This window comes from Thalassotalea sp. PP2-459 (assembly GCF_001913705.1).
Classification (GTDB): Bacteria; Pseudomonadota; Gammaproteobacteria; order Enterobacterales; family Alteromonadaceae; genus Thalassotalea_C; species Thalassotalea_C hakodatensis.
Genome location: NZ_MKQD01000050.1, coordinates 21,545 through 42,075, shown reverse-complemented (window position 1 = coordinate 42,075; position 20,531 = coordinate 21,545). Strand labels below are relative to the sequence as shown.

The window sequence follows — 20,531 nt, the reverse complement described above, 5'->3', positions numbered from 1 at the left end:
ATTATTTCTTGGCTGACTTTTCAACCGAAGATAAAATTCCACGCCACATTTTAACTTCTTTACTATCAGGTCGTGCGCGATTAATAAATCGACGTAATTTAGTCATCACCAATCCAGGATGACTAGGTACGATAAAACCTGTTGCTTTTAATGCTTGTTCAAAGTGTTCAAACATTCTTTCTGTTTCTTCTACAACCGGGTAGTCTTCAATATCATTATTTTCGTATTGCTTATTTTCGCTCGCAAGAAAAGCCATACGCACTTCATAACTTAACGTTTGTACAGCCATCGCTAAGTTTAGTGAGCTATATTCAGGGTTAGCTGGAATTTGCACATGAAAATGACACAACTGTAACTCTTCGTTAGTCAAGCCGCTACTTTCACGACCAAACACTAATGCAACCGGATATTTTTGCCCTTCAGCCACCATTTTTTCGCCACACGTTCTAGGCTCTAACATTGGCCAAGGTAACGTGCGAGAACGAGCACTAGTACCGACCACTAAACCACAATCTTCAACGGCTTCTTCCAATGTCTTAACTACTTTTGCATTTGCTAATACGTCCGTAGCTCCTGCTGCCAAGGCTTGCGCTTGTCCATTTGGCATCTCAATAGGATCAACCAAATATAGTTCAGTTAACCCCATGGTCTTCATAGCTCGCGCTGCAGAACCGATATTTCGACAATCAGAAGTGTTTACTAACACAATACGTACAGAATCTAACATTACCTTAAAATCTCTTTGCTTAATCAAACCGAGCGATTAATTTGCTCAAATTAACTATCTAGATGGCTAAAATTGTCGATAATGTTAGCATAAAAACAATACCCCTGTATGGTAAAAAAAGCACGTAAATACGCTAAATTTAATAGAGCTTATCTTTCTGAATTATGATGATATTATCTATTAAAGTTTTGTTCATGAGATTACCGTACAAAAAACAACCTCTCCATTATTCACAATCACTCGCATTTCTTAATTTTATTTGCTATTATTCGCCGCCGAAATCAGAGTGTTGATTTTGTACTCGTTCTTTTACAAAGCTGTTTAAACTATTAAGGTATTGTTATGCACCCGATGCTAAATATTGCTGTGCGCGCTGCGCGTAGTGCTGGAAATATTATTTCTCGTTCTTTTGAGCAAGTAGATAAAATTGAGATTGAATTAAAAGGTACGAATGATTTTGTCACCAATATAGACAAAATGGCAGAGCAAGCCATCATTGATACAATACAAAAATCTTATCCAAATCACACTATTATCGGCGAAGAATCTGGCGCAACTGACGGCAGTGACAGCGATTACCAATGGATTATCGATCCTCTTGATGGTACAACAAATTTTGTCAAAGGCATCCCTCACTTTGCCGTTTCTATAGCATTAAAAGTAAAAGGTAAACTTGACCAAGCGGTGATATTTGACCCAATTCGTGGCGAACTTTTTACAGCAAGTCGCGGTAAAGGTGCTCAACTAAATGGCTTTCGTATTCGTGTTAAACAAAACAAAGAACTTTCTGGCGCTATTTTAGCGACAGGTTTCCCTTTCAAACAAAAACAACATATGCCTGCATACATGAATATGTTTCAAGCTTTGTTTGTAAAAACTGCAGATATGCGCCGTGCTGGATCTGCTGCCTTAGATTTAGCTTATGTTGCTGCTGGTCGTGTTGATGGATTTTTTGAGTTAGGTTTAAAGCCTTGGGATACCGCAGCGGGGGAATTATTGGTGATTGAAGCTGGTGGTTTGATTACTGATTTTGTTGGTAACCATAATCATACTAATTCGGGGAATATTGTTGCTGGTAGCCCACGCTTATTAAAAGAAATATTAAAAGATATTCGCCCACATTTAGGTGATGCGTTAAGTAAATAATTGCTCGCATTTACACAGAATAAGAGTTGTTGTTTTCAACACGCAACAACTCACTTGTCCAACACGTATAGAACATTCAATTACTGATGCTGATTGAATTTATCAATAGTTACTAATAAATTCAATCAAGGCATCATCTTCTAACGGTTTACTGAGCCAATAGCCTTGTATTTCATCGCATTCCATTGCAGTTAAAATCTCAAGATGAACCAATTCTTCCACTCCTTCTGCAATAAGCGTTAAGTCTAAACTTTTACCTAGCCCGATGATCGTGTTTATTATAGCTTTATCTTCATCGTTTTTATCGCAATCTCGCACAAATGATTGATCAATTTTTAACTTATCAATAGGAAACTGTTTTAAATAGCTCAGCGACGAATAACCAGTACCAAAGTCATCTATTGATAACTGCACCCCCAACCTTTTAAGTTTATGCATCATATTGAGTGTATTTTCTTCATGATGCATAAATACGCCTTCTGTGATCTCAAGCTCTAAATTCGCAGGATTAAGACCACTTTCTTCTAGCGCCTGCTCCACGGTTTCAATAAATAACGGATGTGAAAACTGCCTTGGAGAAATATTCACAGCTACTACCAATTCATCATTATGTTGTTTTATTATTCTTTGCCCGAATAAACAGGCTTGCTGCAAAATCCACTGCCCAATTGTCACTATCAAACCAGACTGTTCTGCAAGCGGAATGAAATCTATCGGCGATACAATTTTACCGTTTTGACGCCAACGCACTAATGTTTCTATACCTGTGATCTTTTTTTGCTTAACGCAAAGTTGCGGTTGATACACAAGAAATAGCTCCTCAAGAAAAACAGCATTCCTTAAGTTGTCTAACATGGCAGCCCTCTTTTCTGCGCGATCGGCAAACTCAGAGGTAAAAAAAGCATAATTTTCATGAGGGCTTTGACAAGCAACCCCAAGCGCAATATGAACATTCTTTAAAAGACTATTGCTATTAGTTGCATGCTCAGGAAAAGATGCAAAACCAAAGTCAAATTCTATAAAAAATTCACCATAACGGGTTACTAAAGCATTTTCGGTTTGTTTACTTAACTCACTTGCCAATGTAACTAAGGTGGCATTACTTTCATCATCAAGTGCTAACGCAGCAAATTCTCCTTCACCAAGATGATAAAACTCCACTTGCTGAGTGCTAGTATTACTCAGCACTTTGGCAATGCATTTAATTAATGATGTAGTGACTTCTCCCCCTAGAGTTGCGACTTTATCGTTATAATGCCTGATCGCAAAAACCCCTAAAGAGAAAGTAGCATCACTTTCAATAAGTGCTGATAGTTTTTCTTTTAATTTATATTGATTTGGTAAGCCTGTTTCTTGTGAGGTAAAAGCTAAATGCTTAACTTCTTGTTGAGCAACAACCTGTTCGGTCACATCTTTAATGTGAATATCATAAACATCGAAATCTTCTAACCAATTAACACTCACTTGCAGTATTTTATTTTTCAATGTTTGCTCAATAATAATATAATGATTATTCGATCGAGCAATTACCTCTTTTAACGCTAAAAAATTACTTGGAATGAGTTTAGTCACCTCATTATTATCGAAACCTTCTTGCTTTAATAAACGTTCACAAGCTGGGTTCGAAAAAAGCACTTCACCTTCACTGTTAACACTTATAATAGGGTTAGGGTTTCGCTGAGCAAAGTGTGCAAGCCTAGTGCTTTTCGTTTGTGCCAAAATATACTGTCTGATATACCATGCAACAATCACTGCTATAACAACAATAAAAACACTATAAAAAGTGACAAGCATCGCCGTTTTATCAATTTGCTGAATAGTTTCAACATGTCCTTCATCAACTTGTTTTTTAGTAATGTTTTCAATGTATTTAAGTGTAGGAAGCATTTGCAGACGTTGGTTTGAGATCGCCGTTAACACCGCTCTTAGGGCGTCCCAATCTGGTTCATAAACATCCATTAATTGATCAAAACGATTAAACAATTGAATGATCTCTTGCTGTTGCAATTGAATATTTTTTGTTTCTTGTGCGATACCTTGTTGTCCCTCTAATGCACTTAAATGCATAGCGAAGGTACGCTGTATATTACGTGATGAAGATAAAAATATTGCTTGTTCTTTAGAGCGATAATACTCATAAACTATTCGCTCTTGTTCTGTTAAATCAGCGATTAATTCATTGATGGCAGATAAGATAGGCAATCGATGTTCCACAACATCGACCGTTTGTATTTTAACTTTTTCATTGGCTTGAAAAACCAATAACGATAGCATCAATCCAAGCAACAAACTTAATCCTGCTAGCAGCGAAGCTTTTAGTAGGTATTTTCGTACCAAAAATTGCATATTTACATCCACATCTATAAAAATTATTAAAGCCCATCATTGGCAGGAGCTTGAACTAAACATTAAATCATTACTATACTTTTGCAATAGAAAACTCTTTTAATGACCGTTCATTAGCGCAATTAATCGCAATATTGAACAAAATATTTTGACGCTGCGTGGCGTATTAAATGATAAAAAGCTACAATCACTTCTTTTTAGTTTGTATGTTACGCATGTCAGTAGATTTTCCTCAAAATAAACAACCCTTTCAGGCTGGTGAAGTCGCATTAGTGGGGGCTGGTCCTGGCGATCCTGATCTATTAACACTTCAAGCTTACCGTTTTATCCAGCAAGCAGAAGTGGTTGTTTATGATCGATTAGTTAGCCAAGAAATTATGGCTTTATTGCCTGATGATTGTCAGCGAGTTTATGTTGGAAAAAAGCAAGCTGAACATCGAGTTCCACAAGATGGCATAAATCAACTACTGGTTGATCATGCATTAGCAGGTAAAAAAGTACTACGTTTAAAAGGTGGCGACCCTTTTGTTTTTGGTCGTGGTGGAGAAGAAGCACTCTTTGTTTTAAAGCATGATATTGCATGCCATATTGTCCCTGGAATAACCGCAGCCTCAGCGTGTACAAGCTATGTAGGTATTCCGTTAACGCACCGACAAACCGCACAAAGCTGCACATTGATTACTGGTCATGTTAAAGACTGCGGGCAATTAGATTTACCTTGGTCTACGTTACAAAACAGCAAGCAAACCATTGTGTTTTATATGGGTGTAAAAAGTATTCCTATCATTTCGCAACAACTTATCGCCGCAGGTAGGGATAAAGCGACTCCGGCTGCGCTCATTTATAAAGGCACAACTCCTGAACAGCATGTTTACCGAAGTACACTTGAGTCGTTACATGAAACCGTCATTAAAGAAGCTATAAAGCCACCTACGTTAATCGTTATTGGTGACGTTGTCGGTATTTTCGATCAAGTAGAATTGAGTAATATTGGTTATTTAACTCCTCAGAAAAACTGATTGACTGAGAAAGAGATTCTCAGCAGTGTGATTGAAAAGACGTTTAACATAAAACGACGCTTTTATTAATGTGTATAACAACGTAAAGTAACGCTTGACCAATGAGTTACTCATCGCTTTATAGTTATCTCACGTTTTATCATTCTGAGGATCACACATGCGCGTTAAGCAGCTTGCTACTCGCAACAATATCAATATTGATACCGTAAAGTATTACACGAGAATTGGCTTATTAACGCCAACAACAAACCCCGTAAATAACTATAAAGATTACAATTCTGCAGATGAACAACGATTACAATTCATTGTACAAGCAAAATCGTTAGGGTTTTCATTACATGACATAAAGCTCATTATTGAACAATCAACGCAAGGGCAATCTCCCTGTCAAAAGGTGCGAGAAATCATGCAACAACGGCTGACAGAAATAAAGCATAAAATCGATGCCATGCAACAAACCTATTTCACCATGAAAGAGGCAACAAAACACTGGCAACACCTACCTGATTGCGTACCAACAGGTAATCACGTATGTCATTTGATTGAAAGTTTTGATAAGGAGAATGCACACCATGACTAATTGTTGCAACGAAACAGAAAAAAAGAGTATGAATTCAACAACGGTTCAGCAAGTTAACAACAATCAAAGCTCTTCATGCTGTGATACTGAAAAAAATCGCGTTGATTGGCTTCTGTGGGTTTCTAGCAGTATTGTTGCCCTAACCTTTATTGCTTATTGGTTCCAGAGTCCATCTGATAACTGGTATTACATTATTAGTAAAACCTCTGTTGAAATGATGAATGCAATGTGGATAGGTATGGCATTAGGGGTTATTGCTGTTGGTTGGTTAAATCGTGTGCCACGCGATATCGTCATCGCAACGTTAGGACAAGGACACACCGCTAAAGGTTTATTTAGAGCAACCTTTGCAGGCTTATTTTTAGATCTATGTAATCACGGTATTTTAATGGTGGGTATGAAACTCTATGAACGCGGTGCAAGTTTAGGCCAAGTAATGGCTTTTATTATTGCTAGCCCATGGAATTCCTTTACCTTAACATTAATTTTAATTGGTTTAATTGGTTTACCATGGACACTTGCTTTTATTGCATTATCGTTAGTCATTGCTTGGATTAGCGGCTATATTTTTGACCGTTTAGAACAAAACGGTACGTTACCTGCCAACCCTAATAGTCACACTATACCTGAAAATTTTAATATCAAAGCTGCGCTTAAAGCATTAGCTCGTGATGCCGATTATTCACCGAAAGCCAGCGTGTCTATGTTAGTTGATGGAATTAAAGGTTCTCGCATGGTGTTTCGTTGGGTAATGGTAGGTATTCTTATTGTTGCCGTTGTTCGTGCATTTGTACCACCAGAAAGCTTTAACATGTGGTTTGGTGCAACAACAGGAGGCCTTTTATTAACCCTGCTTGCTGCGACCATTCTTGAAGTTTGCTCTGAAGGTTCAACGCCACTTGCGGCAGATTTAGTCACACGAGCGAATGCACCTGGTAATGCGTTTACTTTTTTAATGGCTGGTGCTGCAACTGACTATACTGAAGTTATGGTGATAAAAGACACCATGAAAAGTTGGAAAATTGCTTTGTACTTACCACTGATAACGGTACCACAAGTGCTATTTATTGGCTGGCTAATCAACGCAAGTTTATAACCAATCAAATGACTTCAAAAAAAGCCCTATGTTATATGCATTAGGGCTTTGTTATCTTCCTCGTATTCTAACTACCATAAATCAATACCGATCATCCAATAATGGCTCTTGGATTGATACGTTGAGATATTTTCGCCGTAACCATTGAAATACGTTAATTTTAAGGGGAAAAGCCCTGCAAAATGATGCACGAATTCAAGACGATATGAGATATTATTCAGTTTATTCCCAGACGAGAGTGTCAAACTCCATTCCGTGTTATCTGCGAGATAATCTAACCAATTTTTATCACCATTTCCGCCATGACAATCGTTATTCGCAATATCGGCACAACCTTGATAATCAAGTTTTCTGTTCACCGTTAACTGGAATGTTCGATAGTCATATACATTGTCACCTGGGTGATCAATACCTTTTAGCCAGGCAATATTTTCTTCACGCCCTTTTACTGCTCCTAACCCTTGCCAGTTAAAATAGGCTTTTGCCGTGAAATAAAAGTCAGTTTGTACAGCAATCCGTCTGCCAAATAAGTCTCGGCGATGCATTAAAGTATATTTAGTAGAGGCGGCTAAATAATCCCACCCTCTGCTTAAATAATCTGTTGCCATAGCATTTGCACGCTGCTGGTTAAATCCATCAGAGAAGCAGCTTTCGTGACTTTCTTCGCGGCAAATACTGTCCAAAATATCTGCGACTTTGTTATCAAATACGCGTTCATCATCTATTTCTTGGCCATTAGATTCATGAAAATAGCCCACTGAAAAGCTTTTGTAACCACTCTGCCGCGTTTCATATTCGTACTTATAAAAGATACCTGGATTTTGCTGCCTTGAAATGACAGGAGCAGAATAACGAGAACCAAAGTAAAAATCATATTGCCCTGTATAAGCAAAGTAGACCGCTTGAGAACGCTCATCAATGGTATTTTCATCACCTAAATCAACTAAACTTCCCCAGAGAGGGTATTTTAGCGAGACTTTAAATTCTAGGTGTGAACCGTCTAAATGCTTTTTGTCTCGACCAACATAGCCAAAATAAGAGGGTTCATATCCTGAAATACACCTAAAATACATGCCCTTCTGTTGGCATTTCTTTTCTTTAAACGCCTGACCACTTTCTAAGAATTCCGCCCAAAAATCTTCTTCTGGTGAAGCTTCTAAAGGTAACAACTCTTGCTGTGAAGATGCCAACGACATTGCTGAATTGAGCAATAATACTAAAGAAAATATGATAAAATTATAACGCACTAAAACAATCCTTTTCGTTAAGCTATAAAACGCTAACCAATCACGCTATTAGCTCTTGCTTGATGGAGTTTTTTATAACTGTCAATTAGTCGTAAATGTTTATCTAAACCCTCAAGTTGCATATTAGTAGGCGTTAAGCCATAAAAGGTTACGTCGCCATTAATAGAACCAATGACATTGTCCATCACCTCTTGGCTGAACATACGGGTAAAGCTTGTTAAGTAATCATCTATGTCAAGATCTTCATTGATTGCCACTTCAAGCGTTGCTGCCATTGCTTGATAAAATAAACCACGTTCTACCGTATTATCATTAAACTGGAGGAACTCACCAACTAACTCTTGTGCTTCTTCTAACGCGCCTAACGCAAGGTAAATAAGTATCTTAAGTTCAAGAATGGTTAACTGTCCCCAGACGGTATTTTCATCAAATTCAATACCTATTAACGTGATTATATCGATATAATTATCAAGCTGGCTGTCTTCTAACCGTGTGACTAAAGCGGCAAGTTCATCATCAGATAAACGATGAATATTTAAAATATCTTCACGATATTGCAACGCTTTATTGGTGTTGTCCCAAATCAAATCTTCAACTGGATACACTTCAGAATAATCAGGTACTAAAATACGGCAAGCCTCACCTATTTCAGTAAACTCAGCAACGTAAACTTCTTTGCCCATTGTTGCTAATATGCCGAAAAGCGTATTACACTCTTCGTCATTGGTTCCTGAAAAGTCCCATTCAACAAACTCATAGTCATGCTTTTCACTAAAAAAGCGCCAAGAAATAACCCCAGATGAATCAATAAAATGTTCCACAAAATTTTCAGGTTCGGCAACTGCCATACTATTAAATGTTGGTCGTTGTACGTCATTTAAGCCTTCAAAGCTTCGACCTTGCAACAATTCAGTTAAACTACGTTCAAGGGCAACTTCAAAACTTGGGTGAGCACCAAAAGAAGCAAATACGCCACCCGTTTTAGGGTTCATCAAGGTAACGCACATCACTGGAAATTGCCCACCAAGCGAGGCATCTTTAACCACAATAGGAAAGCCTTGGGCTTCTAATGCTTGAATACCTTCATGTATACTAGGATATTTTTCGATAACCGCTTGTGGAACATCAGGTAACACAATTTCTTGTTCAATGATCTGACGTTTAACCGCCCGTTCAAATATTTCCGATAAACACTGCACTTTCGCCTCTTGCAGATTATTTCCTGCGCTCATACCATTACTTAAGAATAAGTTCTCAATCAAGTTAGAGGGAAAATACACAGTTTCACCATCTGATTGGCGTACATAGGGAATTGAACAAATCCCTCGCGCTACATTACCTGAATTAGTATCAATTAAGTGAGAGCCACGTAATTCACCGTCAGGGTTATAAATGTCTAGGCAATATTCATCTAAAATGTCATTTGGCAGTTCATCATTTTCGCCCGGTTGAAACCACTGCTCGCATGGATAGTGAACAAAATCACTATTGGCAATGTCTTCACCCAAAAATTGATCGTTATAGAAAAAGTTACAACTTAAACGCTCAATAAATTCTCCTAGTGCTGAGCATAATGCACTTTCTTTAGTCGCGCCTTTACCATTGGTAAAACACATTGGTGACGCCGCATCACGAATATGCAAAGACCACACATGTGGCACAATATTTCGCCATGATGCCACTTCAATTTTCATGCCTAAACTAGCAAGCTTTTGTGTCATGTTCTCAATGGTTTTTTCTAACGGAAGATCTTTGCCTTCGATAAAGGTTGTTTCTCCTTTATTTGAGAAATCAGTCAACATCGCTTGCGCGTCTTGCGCTAAATTATCGACCGCTTTAACATCAAAGGTTGGCCCGGTTTGTATGACTTTTTTTACGGTACAGCGCTCAACTGAACGCAATATGCCTTTGCGATCTTTTTCAGAAATAGCTTCTGGTATTTCTACTTGAATTTGAAACGTCTGGTTATAGCGATCTTCTGGATCAACGATATTATTTTGAGATAACCGAATACCATCAGTAGAAATATCACGAGACTTACAATAAACCTTAATAAAATAAGCTGCACATAATGCTGAAGATGCTAAAAAGTAATCAAACGGACTAGGCGCTGAGCCATCTCCTTTATAGCGAATAGGTTGATCAGCAATTACTGAAAAATCATCAAACTTCGCTTCAACACGCAAGTTATCCAAAAAGTTAACGTTAATTTCCATGAAAAATCCAAAACCGGCAACAAATGTATATGCCAATATTATCGTTGTTTTAAAGCCAATAGTCTTGGACTTTTTCGAAAGATTTTCATGACGAAGCCATAAAGGTATCTTCCATGATAAAACAGCCTTGTATCATCACGCTTTTCATTCATTTACACATCAATATTGTCTAATTTTGTAGAGATAAAAAGAAATAATACTTGCTAAAACATAAACCTAGCGTTTAATGTGAGCCACCTATTTAGCAGACAATATGGGAAATCATTTCTCGTAGTATTACCAATATGAACCCAAATTTATTTATCAATAGCAAACCGCCTGAGTCATACAACCAAGTTTACTGGTTATATTTAAATCAACGGGATCAAAATAACCGTTACCCGCAATATTATTAAACCAGACAAATTCAGCTAGGAGTTTAACTCTGAGGTCACCATGAAAATTATATTCTCACACGGTAAAGAAAGCGGGCCATGGGGCAGTAAAATTACCACACTTGCTGATACAGGCATAGCCTCAGGTTTTCAAGTTGATAGCGTAGATTACCGTAACATTGTGAATCCCGATGAACGGGTAAAAAAGCTCAATGATTACTTAGCAAAAGAAACACAACCTTATGTGTTGGTTGGTTCAAGCATGGGCGGCTATGTTTCACTCGTAGCCGCGCAAACCAACAAACCGCTAGGGCTATTTTTATTAGCGCCAGCGCTATTTATGCCTAATTACCAACATCAAACATATGCTCCTCTTGTCAGCAATATTGAAATTATTCATGGTTGGTCTGACGATGTTATACCTGTTGAACATTCCATTAAATATGGTCAACAGACCCAATGTGCTTTGCACCTAATTGAGGGCGATCATCGCCTAACTTCTTCTATGGAACAGGTTATTATGCTATTTGAATCTTTTATATTGAACACAAAAACTCGATTTGAATACAAGGTAAATACATGATTCGTTCAACACTTATCGCCTCATTGCTTAGCTTATTACTGAGTACATCAGTCGCTTTTGCTGAACATGAAAATCACTTTGATAAAGCGCAATGGCATCAAGCTCTGGAACACTTTAACCTGGTAGGGACAGCATTAGAAAACCAATTATTTGATGATTATTCAATAGCTAAACAAGCACTGACTCTTGGAAGCTATTTATGGTTCGAAGAACAAAAGGGAGCAAATAACAATGCAAAAGAATCAAACCAGAAGCTTGCGCAGCAATTATTACTCTATGCCGCAAATCAACCTGATACCTTAAATAACTTTGATCAAGGTTATTTATTCAATTTGCTTGCACAAACTTATCAAGTTCAACGTATTACCTCTAAAGCTACCTATTACTTTAATAAAGGCATTGACGTTGAATATCCAGATGCATGTAATAATTTAGGCGTTATGTGGGAGCAACAAGCTGACTTTAAAAAAGCAGAAAAAACTTATCTACATTGTTTATCTCGTTCAAAAGAGTTCGCCACAGCGTTACTTTATTTAAACCTTGGCACTATTTATTATAATGGCTCAGGGCAAGTGGCTTCGAATAAAAAGATAGGTGCAATGTATTGGCAAAAGTCGTACGAGCTATTTCCCTTTGATGCCGATATTAACTACAACCTAGGTGTTTATCATGTAAATCAAACGGAAAATTATGCTCAAGCACGATACCATTTTGCCTATTGTGCTTATAAAGATTTACAGTGTGTGGCCGCATTATCACACAAAGCACTTATCGGAAAATATGCAAACAATCCCTACCTGCAAGATATTTTAACCTTACAAGCACAATTTGAGCGGGAACATTTACTCAGTGAACGATTAAAACACGCTTTTGATGACAGTATTTACTTCGATGTTGCGACAAAACACAATTTAATATTTAGTGTGCACAAATCTAAAACAGAGCAAGTGATAAGTGTTTCAGTAAGTTTTAAAAAAGCGCAAGCAGAACGCGCAATAAACATGTTACATCGATTGATTTACATTGACATGTTTTCTGATCTTAATATCAACACATTAACACTTAAACAAGCAATCACCAGCCAAAAAAACTACACCTTTCATTATTTAGAACAGACGCATCATTTAAGGTATGAAGCAGACAAATGCCATTACAGTATTACCTTTAACGATTAACTTCGCTAAACATAATCAACAGGTAATGCTGTAGTATACTTAATTTCTTCCATCGCAAAACTTGAGCTAATATCTGCAAAGCTTGCTCTATCAATGAGTTTTTTATAGAAGCTGTCATATGCTTTCATATCGGAAACAACAACTCTTAACAAATAGTCTACTTCACCACTCATTCGATAGAACTCAATGATTTCTGGAAACTCTTTAGCTATTTTACCAAAGGCAGCTAACCACTGTGGGTTGTGTTGGTTTGTTTTTATCATCACGAAAACCGTTAAACCTACATTGAGTTTCTCAGGTTCCGCCAAGGCAACTCGCCCTTTTATTATGCCTTTTTTTTCCAACGTTTGAATACGTCGCCAGCAAGGGGTTGTAGACAAGCCAACTCTTGCTGCCACATCACTGACCGATAATGTGCAGTCTTGTTGAAGAATTTCTAGAATTTTTTTATCAAATTTATCCATAAATATAACGCGTATAAACGCAACACAGGAATTTTATTCTACGTTATACCATGTTTTTGCATTTTTATAGCACAAACTTTGCTGTAGTGAGTTTGGAATTACATCAATAACCTGTTGCCAATAGTCTTGGTAATTCATTGAAAATAAGCATAACGGAAAATTACTCGCCAGCATAACGCGATGCTCACCAAACACTTCAACACAGGTTAAAACCATGGCGCTTAGCCATTGAAGAGCATAGTTTCTGGATACCATTTCCCAGCCAGAGCACTTTATTGCTACCGTAGGAAAAGCCGATAATGCTAAAAGCCCTTGATACCATTTATTGCTAATCTTGTTTTGGTCGGCTTTAGTCGGTGAACCTAGATGATTAATCACCACCTTTAACGCTGGCGTTTGCGATAATAACGTACACAACAACGATACGGCTTTTTTATTTGCTAATGGCATTTGGCAATCAAAAATCAGTGACTTTTCAGCAAGTAATGAAAAATTCTGACTGACATTAGCATTTGATAGAATATCAAGTGCGTTATTATCGAGAATATACCGAATACCCACAACATGCTGATACTGCATTAATGCGGTTATCGCTGCCTTGAAAACGGCAGGCTCATCGGTAATGTTTGCATATGCTATTGCAGCAAAAGGCATACTTACCGCTTGCTCTAGGTATTCGACTTCTTTAACCGGTTGCTTATTATCAAATCCAGCTTCAATGTGTACAAAACCACAAAGAGATAATGGTGGCTGTAATTCGATATTTTCACAGGTAAACGTTCGATGAATGATAGATTTATCAGCCCAAAACGGTGGGTTTTCAGGCTTTAACCAATAATAGTCACCCTGCGTTATATCAAACAAGTGTAAATGTGGATCAATAATTTGTATCATATTATTGTGCGGTGTAACCGCCATCGATCACTTGCAAACTCCCCGTGATAAAGCTAGCTTCATCCGACGCTAAAAATGTTACTAAGGCCGCAACTTCCTCAGGCTGCCCTAAGCGATTTAACGGTTGTAAGCTTGCCTCCTCTTGATGCAATTCCGACTTATCTGCCCCTGAACGTTCACAATAAGCGTTAATAGCATTATGATATAAAGATGTTTCGATAGTCCCTGGGCATACGGCATTAGCTCTTATATTATACTGCGCGTAATCTAAAGCAGTTGTTTTTGCCATAGATGCAAGTGCAGATTTGCTCAAGTTATAGGCAAAAGAATTTCGCTTTGCGATAATAGCTTGATCAGAAGAGATTAAAATAATAGCACCTTGTTTTTGCGCTTTCATTACAGGCAATACTGCTTGTATCGCTGAGTAGGCGCCTTTTACATTGATATCGAATATACGTTGTAACTCATACGGCGAAGTATCTTCGATAGTCGCTGAAAAATGAACTCCAGCATTAGACACCAACACATCAATGCTTGATGACTCTGCAATCAATTCGATTGTCTGATGTACAGATTGATGATCAGTAACATCACAATAAAAAAACTCTCCTACTCCACCGTCGTTAATATCTAAGTTACACACTCGATAACCTTTTGCCATAAAAGACTGGGCAATACTCAGCCCGATACCTGAACTTCCGCCAGTTACAATACATGTTTTCATTATTAGTACTTGCCGTTAATTTTTACCACATAATACGCATAACCAGTATGTAGTACCAGCTTACGAAACTCTATAAACATAAACGATTGATGCTTTTTTCTAATTAATCAAGTGTATTGATAAGTTAAAATAAAGTTGCTAGTGTTAAAGATATTGAGGATCTTAGGATGTGTCGTTTTTAAAGGAATAAATACATGCACTATATTTTTTTGTGGAACCATCCGTTATTGCGCCAATTAAGCGCTTCTGAAAGATTTCGGCGTATTCATCATGCAATCGTTTTATTCAATGAAGAAAAAAGCACTGATTTTTATGGTAGGTATGCTGTTATTCTAATCCTTGCAATACTTCCCGCGGTGATTATCTTCATTAATTTTAGCTTTCTCTTTGCATTCGCCATGTTTTGGTTAAACATTGCGGTACTAGAAGCATTTATGGCGAAAAGTGAAGTTCCCTTTATCGCCAAGTGCCTAGAAGATGAAAGGTAAAATTACTAGCGTTAACAGAACCTAGTGCGTATTACTTTGCTAATTCAACCATCGCCGCAGTATACATTTTCAAATTCAAATCAAACTGTTTTTTCGTGATAAACTCATGCTCAGAGTGACCGGTATATTTTTCACCCGGCATAGATGGTCCAAATGCTACTGCGCCAGGAAATAAACGAGAATTAGTGCCACCACCTATAGATATCGGCTGTGCATTATTGATCCCGGTAAAATGACTAAATACAGATAATAACGTATCAATGTGAAGTGCGTCTGATTGTACAAACGGATCACCAATTTGATGGTCTAACTCAGTAAGTTCAGCAAGGTACTGTAACTTCCAACTGGCAATAGCTTGGGTAATTTCAGCCCGGAGTTGTGTAGCTGTCTTACCTTTAGGTCGACGTATATTAATGTTTAGTTCAAGACTATCATTATGCTGTTTTATGACTGTTGGTGAAACTGTCATCGGCCCCATAAAGTCATCATGATAAGCAATGTTGCCAAACTTTTTACCTTCTAATCCTAAGCCGACATTATCATTAATGAAGTTTACTAAAGTACCTGGCCCATTATTTGGCCAGCGATGATCAGCTAGTAAATCCGCTAAATAAGGAATAGCATTGACTCCCTCTTGTGGCTTAGAAGAGTGCGCTGACTTTCCTAGAGCAGTAATAGTTAATTGGTTATCTTTTAAGGTAAAGTCAAAATTAACGCCCTGATACGATTGGGCTTTCTTCATTAATTTTTCTAAAAGATTAATATCAGCATTGTCAATCACAGCTTTGGCATCTTCCGGTATTTGAGAGCCAAAATATCCGCCCTCAAAGTGCTTGATATACGTATCAAATGTTTGTTTATTCAGCTTTTTAAAAGCTATTTTTAATGTGCCGTAACCTTTTTCGGCAGTCACTACTGGGTATTCGGCATCAATAGTAATATTAGTCTGCGGCAACTCATGAGTTTTGACATAGTCTATTAACGGTTGCCAATCAGACTCTTCAGCCATATAAACATAAAGCTCAAGGCGTTTATTTAAAGGGATCCCTTTATCCTTAATAGCTTTCATCGCATACAGCGCTGTTGCGATAGGCCCTTTATCATCTTCAGTTCCTCGCCCAATTAACTTTCCTGGTTCACTCGTTGTGTCTAATTCAAAAGGAGACTTTGCCCACTTATCAGGGTTTGCTGGTTGAATATCACCATGGGTAATAATGCCCACTCTCTCTTTGCTGTTACCTAAACCTATGATGACAATATAACCATCATCTTGATAATCTAAACCAAGCGCAAGAGCTTGCTGTTGAAGCTCTTTTTTAAACGCAATATGCGTTGGGTTTTTATCAGAAGGAATGCCTTTTGCCGCAACAGTATTATGTTGTACTAATTTTGCTAAGCTATCTACCATAGCTTGTGAATAAGTATTTACGGCATACTCAGCAGTTTGCTGAGCAATATTACTCACTTTAAGTGCTTGGCTAGGTAGTGAAAACAAAGGTAGGCTGCAAATGATTCCTACCTTAACGAATTGATTAAATTTCGTAAGATTCAAAATATTCTCCAAAAAGTATAAAGTTACTTTTATTAAAAACTGGGGCACTCAACGAGAATTAAAAAAGAGTTTAAACAAACTAAAAGTTAATCAAGTTGTTATAACAAAAAAAATAGACAACTATTTTACGTAATTGTTCAGCTTTAAAACAACTACAATAAAGAAAAAACACCCATACAGTTTTCTGTCGCTACAAATACACTGTATTATATATAACTGACATTTATCATGTTTTAATATCATCAAAAATTTATACCCTTAGGAGTACATATGTCATTAGCAATAAGGCCAGCCGTTATTGAAGATGCAGCAACCCTATTACACTTTATTCGCGAACTTGCTATTTATGAAAAAGCTGAAAGTGAAGTTCTTGCAACGGTAGCAACGATTGAGTCAAGCATGTTTAGTGAAAATTCTGGGGTACACGGATTAATTTGCGAATTAAATGGTGATGCCATTGGCTTTGCAGTATATTTTTATAATTATTCAACGTGGCTAGCAAAACCAGGGCTTTATTTGGAGGATTTATATGTTTCCCCTCAGTATAGAGGAAAAGGTGCAGGCATTGCTTTACTGAAACATCTCGCAAAAACAGCAATGAACAACAAATGCGGCCGATTCGAATGGAGTTGTTTAGATTGGAATACTCCCTCTCGTGAATTTTATGAGTCATTAGGTGCAGAACCGCAACCTGAGTGGGTTGGATACCGTATGGCAGGTGAAACTCTCTCTAACTTTGCCCAATCGTAATAACCTCCCTATAAACAGTTGGCCTAGTTCAACTGTTTATTTAACCTTAGCTCGGGTTATTTAATCAAAATTTTCAATGAATACATCAAAAAGCTCATCAGCTCCTATACTTAACATAGTCTCATAATTATAGGTACGAGTTATGGCAAAGGAAAATGAACTTGAAATTATCAGCCAACAAGATCTTGATAATTTACTTAGGATTAATGAATTCATTGAACAACAAGATGAAAACTCACTTGTTAGCGAACTTAAACAAGCAATTCTAGACTCAGGAAAACTAGAGTTATATCAATGGGAGTCATTACGAGATCACATTGCTGAAATTGAGGAATTAATTCCCCATATTGATTTAATCATTAAGTTAAAACGAGAAAATATTTAATACGGTGGTGGAAACTTAGTGTAGATGCGTTAAAATTACCGCGCATTAACGTATAAAACGTTAAATATTCATACAATTAATTAAGGATGACTACATGCGCACTTTATCGCTCGCAACTTTAGGCGTGACTATAGCCTTAACTTCTCTTACCACTTCTTATGCACTCGCTACTGAACAACCAAACGCAGAAGAACTTGTAGGTAAAAATTATTTAGGTGCACACGGCCTTCTCATTAATACAGATGATGATCGCCTAATCACAAATCCTAGTTTTGGAACTACATCTCTTGACAATGGCGCAGGTGCTGGCCTTGAATTAGGTTACCGTATTACCAAAGATTTTGAAGCTAGACTATCATACTCTTACATAAATTTAGACGCAGAAGACGATAGATTTGATGTTGCATCAGGTACAAACACAGCGTTAGATTTACTTTATTTTCCTTATCAAAAAAGCTTCTATATGGTGGCAGGTGCTAACTTTCTAGATGTTGATCACTCAAACCTTTCTCCAGGTGTAGGTGCAGGTTATCGCCACTACATCAGCAACAATGCAGCTTTCTACTTAGAAGGCCAAGGCATGTACCAAATTGATGACAATCATCTCGATTTTGTCAGTAAAATTGGTTTTATTTATTATTTTGGTGATATTGACTCACCTGCGGCAGCTCCAGCAGCTAAACCGATAAAACCAGCAAAAGCCCAACAAGAAACATTGCCTGCTGACTCTGATAAAGACGGTGTTCCTGATGCTGTTGATAAATGCATGAATACACCTTTGAACAATAAAGTGAATTCTGTTGGTTGTACGATATTCATGGATCGCGAAAAAGTGATGGATTTATCGGTTCATTTTGCTCACGATAAATATGAAGTAAAACCAGCAGCTTACCCAGAAATAGAACGTGCAGCTAAGTTTCTTAAACAATACCCACAAGAATCCATCACAATAAATGGTCATACTTCTGCTGTTGGTGATGAAAAATATAATCTGGAACTTTCACAAAAACGTGCTCAAGCAATCATAAACATTCTAACAGAACAGTTTAACATTGATCGTTCACGCTTAACTGCCGAAGGCCATGGTGAAAGTGAATTACTCGATACTGCTAACACAGCTGCAGCTCATGCGAAAAACAGACGAATTGAAGCACGAATTGTAGGCACCAAACGTGTACCCGTTCAACGCTAACCGTTAGCTTAAAGCATCTTATAAATATTATACAGGCTGGATAACTTCCAGCCTTTTTTATACCTGCTCTTCAACAATCACTCAATTTAGTCTAAAAACTACTACTGACTAAGCATTCATTCCTTTATAATGTGAAAAATTTTAGTCAATAGGTCATTCAATGAAAGCTTGTGGTGTAGAACTTAAAGGCAATGATGCCGTTATTTGTGTCATGTCAAAATCAATGGGCTTGTATGATATTCCTCAGGTTCGTGTACCAAGAATTACCATCGATAATGCAGGTAATACTGAAGATTTACAGAAATTTCAATTCACTTTTGCAAAATTTCTGGAAGATTACCAAATTGATAAAGTTGTTATTAAAGGCCGTGCGCTTAAAGGTAAATTTGCCGGTGGTGCTATTGGTTTTAAATTAGAGGCTGCTATTCAATTAATTGAAGGCATTGACGCAGAAATTTTATCCGCCACGATGATCAAATCTACCATTGCTAAATCACCAGTGCCAATCGACTTTAGAGATACTGGTTTGAAGAAGTTTCAAGAAACAGCCTTTCAAACCGTTTTTGCTTATTTAGAAAGCAACTAAGTTCATATTCAAGGCTTAATAAAGTCAAAATGAAAGTGGTTAGCTTTGATTGCTTCAATCTGACCACTTTTTTGTAACTGCTCAAATGCTTGTTGATATTTTAATACGGTAGAATCGGGCGTTTGATTACTAAAGGCCAGCCATAAACCATCCCCCCAGTTTTCAATGGTAATTAACCGTATAAGTTCACCCGGTGAACGCCCCGCTTGTGAGGCTAAATTAGTAATCGCTATTTCACTACCAAAAAGTAATTCAACTCGATTGTTAAACAATAAGTTAACCATTTTATCAGGGCTAGAAACTCTCGCTAACTTTTTAAAGCCTTTTTTAGTTAATTGTTTATCTTCAAAGGCATTATCAGTCACTGCAATAACTTTCTTTCTTGCATCTGCAATATCAGTTACATGATTTTTCTTTAGATCTCTTAACGCATAAAAGTAATGCACGTTTTCGTCTATTTTCCCAACCCATTTAAACAACTTATCTCTCACGGGAATTCGATACATCGAAAAAATTAATACATTCTCTTGCTCTTGTGCCTTGCGGTAAGCACGGTTCCAAGGAAGTACTTCAAACGTTATGTTATCTCCTACTTTTTTCCCGAGTGCTTTAACAATCTCAACTGAAAATCCTGAAACATCATGGTTACTTTTTAACTGCTGATAAGGCGGTAAATGCTCAGTTACAGCAATAATATGAGTTGCTTGAGCAAAAAGACTGATAGATAAGCAAAATAAAAAAGTCCAACATTTTACAGTTGCTTGCATACTTCCCCCTATCACTCAAAAACTTTTTATCATTAAGACTTTATGTCACCAAACTTAAAAAAGTTCAAGAAAAAACGCTAGAAAATTCCTTTTAAATACGCTAAAGCACGGTATTTTGTTAATTACATAAAGTTAAAAGAAAAAGAAATTAGTGACAAAAATGTCAGTAGATAAATAAAAATAACTTAATGAATAAATTTGTTTTAACTTGATAATCACA

20 protein-coding genes are annotated in these 20,531 nt (G+C 37.2%); 11 read left to right on the top strand and 9 right to left on the bottom strand.

Annotated features, from left to right (window positions below; genetic code table 11):
- Nucleotide 1: 1 nt before the first annotated feature.
- Nucleotides 2-727, bottom strand: coding sequence for a tRNA (cytosine(32)/uridine(32)-2'-O)-methyltransferase TrmJ (gene trmJ, locus BI291_RS12520; protein ID WP_074499111.1), 726 nt, complete (start codon nucleotides 725-727; stop codon nucleotides 2-4).
- Nucleotides 728-1,069: 342 nt separating this feature from the next.
- Between trmJ and suhB the strand changes: the two genes are divergently transcribed.
- On the top strand, nucleotides 1,070-1,873 hold the full coding sequence (suhB, locus tag BI291_RS12515) for an inositol-1-monophosphatase (protein ID WP_074499110.1): 804 nt from the start codon (nucleotides 1,070-1,072) through the stop codon (nucleotides 1,871-1,873).
- 102 nt (nucleotides 1,874-1,975) lie between these two features.
- Here suhB and BI291_RS12510 read toward each other — a convergent pair whose 3' ends face one another.
- Nucleotides 1,976-4,219 (bottom strand): GGDEF domain-containing phosphodiesterase, encoded by a 2,244-nt coding sequence (locus BI291_RS12510; protein WP_074499109.1) that lies wholly within the window; start codon nucleotides 4,217-4,219, stop codon nucleotides 1,976-1,978.
- A gap of 170 nt (nucleotides 4,220-4,389) precedes the next feature.
- Here BI291_RS12510 and cobA point away from each other — a divergent pair, with 170 nt between their 5' ends.
- The 3 genes from cobA (at nucleotide 4,390) to BI291_RS12495 (ending at nucleotide 6,914) form a co-directional block, all read left to right on the top strand.
- Nucleotides 4,390-5,238, top strand: coding sequence for a uroporphyrinogen-III C-methyltransferase (cobA, locus tag BI291_RS12505; RefSeq protein ID WP_254849576.1), 849 nt, complete (start codon nucleotides 4,390-4,392; stop codon nucleotides 5,236-5,238).
- Between the two features lie 157 nt (nucleotides 5,239-5,395).
- Complete coding sequence (locus tag BI291_RS12500) at nucleotides 5,396-5,818, top strand: MerR family DNA-binding protein (RefSeq protein WP_074499108.1); 423 nt, start codon at nucleotides 5,396-5,398, stop codon at nucleotides 5,816-5,818.
- Nucleotides 5,811-6,914: a permease gene (locus tag BI291_RS12495; protein ID WP_074499107.1), complete on the top strand. Its 1,104-nt coding sequence runs from the start codon at nucleotides 5,811-5,813 to the stop codon at nucleotides 6,912-6,914. The genes BI291_RS12500 and BI291_RS12495 overlap by 8 nt, the downstream gene beginning before the upstream one ends.
- A 71-nt stretch (nucleotides 6,915-6,985) precedes the next feature.
- Here the strand turns inward: BI291_RS12495 and BI291_RS12490 are convergent, their stop codons facing one another.
- Both BI291_RS12490 and BI291_RS12485 read right to left on the bottom strand, forming a co-directional pair.
- Nucleotides 6,986-8,161 carry a phospholipase A gene (locus BI291_RS12490; protein WP_074499106.1) on the bottom strand — a complete coding sequence of 392 codons (1,176 nt, stop codon included), beginning with the start codon at nucleotides 8,159-8,161 and terminating at the stop codon, nucleotides 6,986-6,988.
- 32 nt (nucleotides 8,162-8,193) lie between these two features.
- The gene (locus BI291_RS12485) at nucleotides 8,194-10,377 is read right to left on the bottom strand and encodes an OsmC domain/YcaO domain-containing protein (RefSeq protein ID WP_074499105.1); all 2,184 of its coding nucleotides are present in this window, start codon (nucleotides 10,375-10,377) and stop codon (nucleotides 8,194-8,196) included.
- A gap of 435 nt (nucleotides 10,378-10,812) precedes the next feature.
- On the opposite strand from BI291_RS12485, the gene BI291_RS12480 reads away from it, so the two are divergent.
- Together BI291_RS12480 and BI291_RS12475 are read left to right on the top strand one after the other, a co-directional pair.
- Nucleotides 10,813-11,334: an alpha/beta hydrolase gene (locus BI291_RS12480; RefSeq protein WP_074499104.1), complete on the top strand. Its 522-nt coding sequence runs from the start codon at nucleotides 10,813-10,815 to the stop codon at nucleotides 11,332-11,334.
- The gene (locus BI291_RS12475; protein ID WP_074499103.1) at nucleotides 11,331-12,509 is read left to right on the top strand and encodes a sel1 repeat family protein; all 1,179 of its coding nucleotides are present in this window, start codon (nucleotides 11,331-11,333) and stop codon (nucleotides 12,507-12,509) included. Before BI291_RS12480 ends, BI291_RS12475 begins: the two co-directional genes overlap by 4 nt.
- A gap of 5 nt (nucleotides 12,510-12,514) precedes the next feature.
- On the opposite strand, the gene BI291_RS12470 is transcribed toward BI291_RS12475, so the two are convergent.
- The 3 genes from BI291_RS12470 to BI291_RS12460 are packed head-to-tail and all read right to left on the bottom strand — an operon-like array spanning nucleotide 12,515 to nucleotide 14,594.
- On the bottom strand, nucleotides 12,515-12,973 hold the full coding sequence (locus BI291_RS12470; protein WP_074499102.1) for an Lrp/AsnC family transcriptional regulator: 459 nt from the start codon (nucleotides 12,971-12,973) through the stop codon (nucleotides 12,515-12,517).
- 33 nt (nucleotides 12,974-13,006) lie between these two features.
- Nucleotides 13,007-13,891 carry an amidohydrolase gene (locus BI291_RS12465; RefSeq protein ID WP_083602041.1) on the bottom strand — a complete coding sequence of 295 codons (885 nt, stop codon included), beginning with the start codon at nucleotides 13,889-13,891 and terminating at the stop codon, nucleotides 13,007-13,009.
- Nucleotides 13,869-14,594 carry an SDR family NAD(P)-dependent oxidoreductase gene (locus BI291_RS12460; protein WP_074499100.1) on the bottom strand — a complete coding sequence of 242 codons (726 nt, stop codon included), beginning with the start codon at nucleotides 14,592-14,594 and terminating at the stop codon, nucleotides 13,869-13,871. The genes BI291_RS12465 and BI291_RS12460 overlap by 23 nt, the downstream gene beginning before the upstream one ends.
- A gap of 191 nt (nucleotides 14,595-14,785) precedes the next feature.
- Here BI291_RS12460 and BI291_RS12455 point away from each other — a divergent pair, with 191 nt between their 5' ends.
- Nucleotides 14,786-15,079, top strand: a complete 294-nt coding sequence (locus tag BI291_RS12455) for a hypothetical protein (protein WP_074499099.1) — start codon at nucleotides 14,786-14,788, stop codon at nucleotides 15,077-15,079.
- Nucleotides 15,080-15,110: 31 nt separating this feature from the next.
- Here the strand turns inward: BI291_RS12455 and BI291_RS12450 are convergent, their stop codons facing one another.
- Nucleotides 15,111-16,631: a dipeptidase gene (locus BI291_RS12450; RefSeq protein WP_074499098.1), complete on the bottom strand. Its 1,521-nt coding sequence runs from the start codon at nucleotides 16,629-16,631 to the stop codon at nucleotides 15,111-15,113.
- 270 nt (nucleotides 16,632-16,901) lie between these two features.
- Between BI291_RS12450 and BI291_RS12445 the strand changes: the two genes are divergently transcribed.
- The 4 genes from BI291_RS12445 (at nucleotide 16,902) to BI291_RS12430 (ending at nucleotide 19,544) form a co-directional block, all read left to right on the top strand.
- Nucleotides 16,902-17,381, top strand: coding sequence for a GNAT family N-acetyltransferase (locus BI291_RS12445; RefSeq protein ID WP_074499097.1), 480 nt, complete (start codon nucleotides 16,902-16,904; stop codon nucleotides 17,379-17,381).
- Between the two features lie 142 nt (nucleotides 17,382-17,523).
- The gene (locus BI291_RS12440; protein WP_074499096.1) at nucleotides 17,524-17,766 is read left to right on the top strand and encodes a hypothetical protein; all 243 of its coding nucleotides are present in this window, start codon (nucleotides 17,524-17,526) and stop codon (nucleotides 17,764-17,766) included.
- Between the two features lie 94 nt (nucleotides 17,767-17,860).
- A complete protein-coding gene (locus BI291_RS12435; RefSeq protein ID WP_074499095.1) occupies nucleotides 17,861-18,958 on the top strand; it encodes an OmpA family protein in 1,098 nt (365 codons plus the stop codon).
- Nucleotides 18,959-19,118: 160 nt separating this feature from the next.
- On the top strand, nucleotides 19,119-19,544 hold the full coding sequence (locus BI291_RS12430) for a DUF3010 family protein (RefSeq protein ID WP_074499094.1): 426 nt from the start codon (nucleotides 19,119-19,121) through the stop codon (nucleotides 19,542-19,544).
- A gap of 8 nt (nucleotides 19,545-19,552) precedes the next feature.
- Here the strand turns inward: BI291_RS12430 and BI291_RS12425 are convergent, their stop codons facing one another.
- Nucleotides 19,553-20,311 carry an ABC transporter substrate-binding protein gene (locus BI291_RS12425; protein WP_074499093.1) on the bottom strand — a complete coding sequence of 253 codons (759 nt, stop codon included), beginning with the start codon at nucleotides 20,309-20,311 and terminating at the stop codon, nucleotides 19,553-19,555.
- Nucleotides 20,312-20,531: the final 220 nt, after the last annotated feature.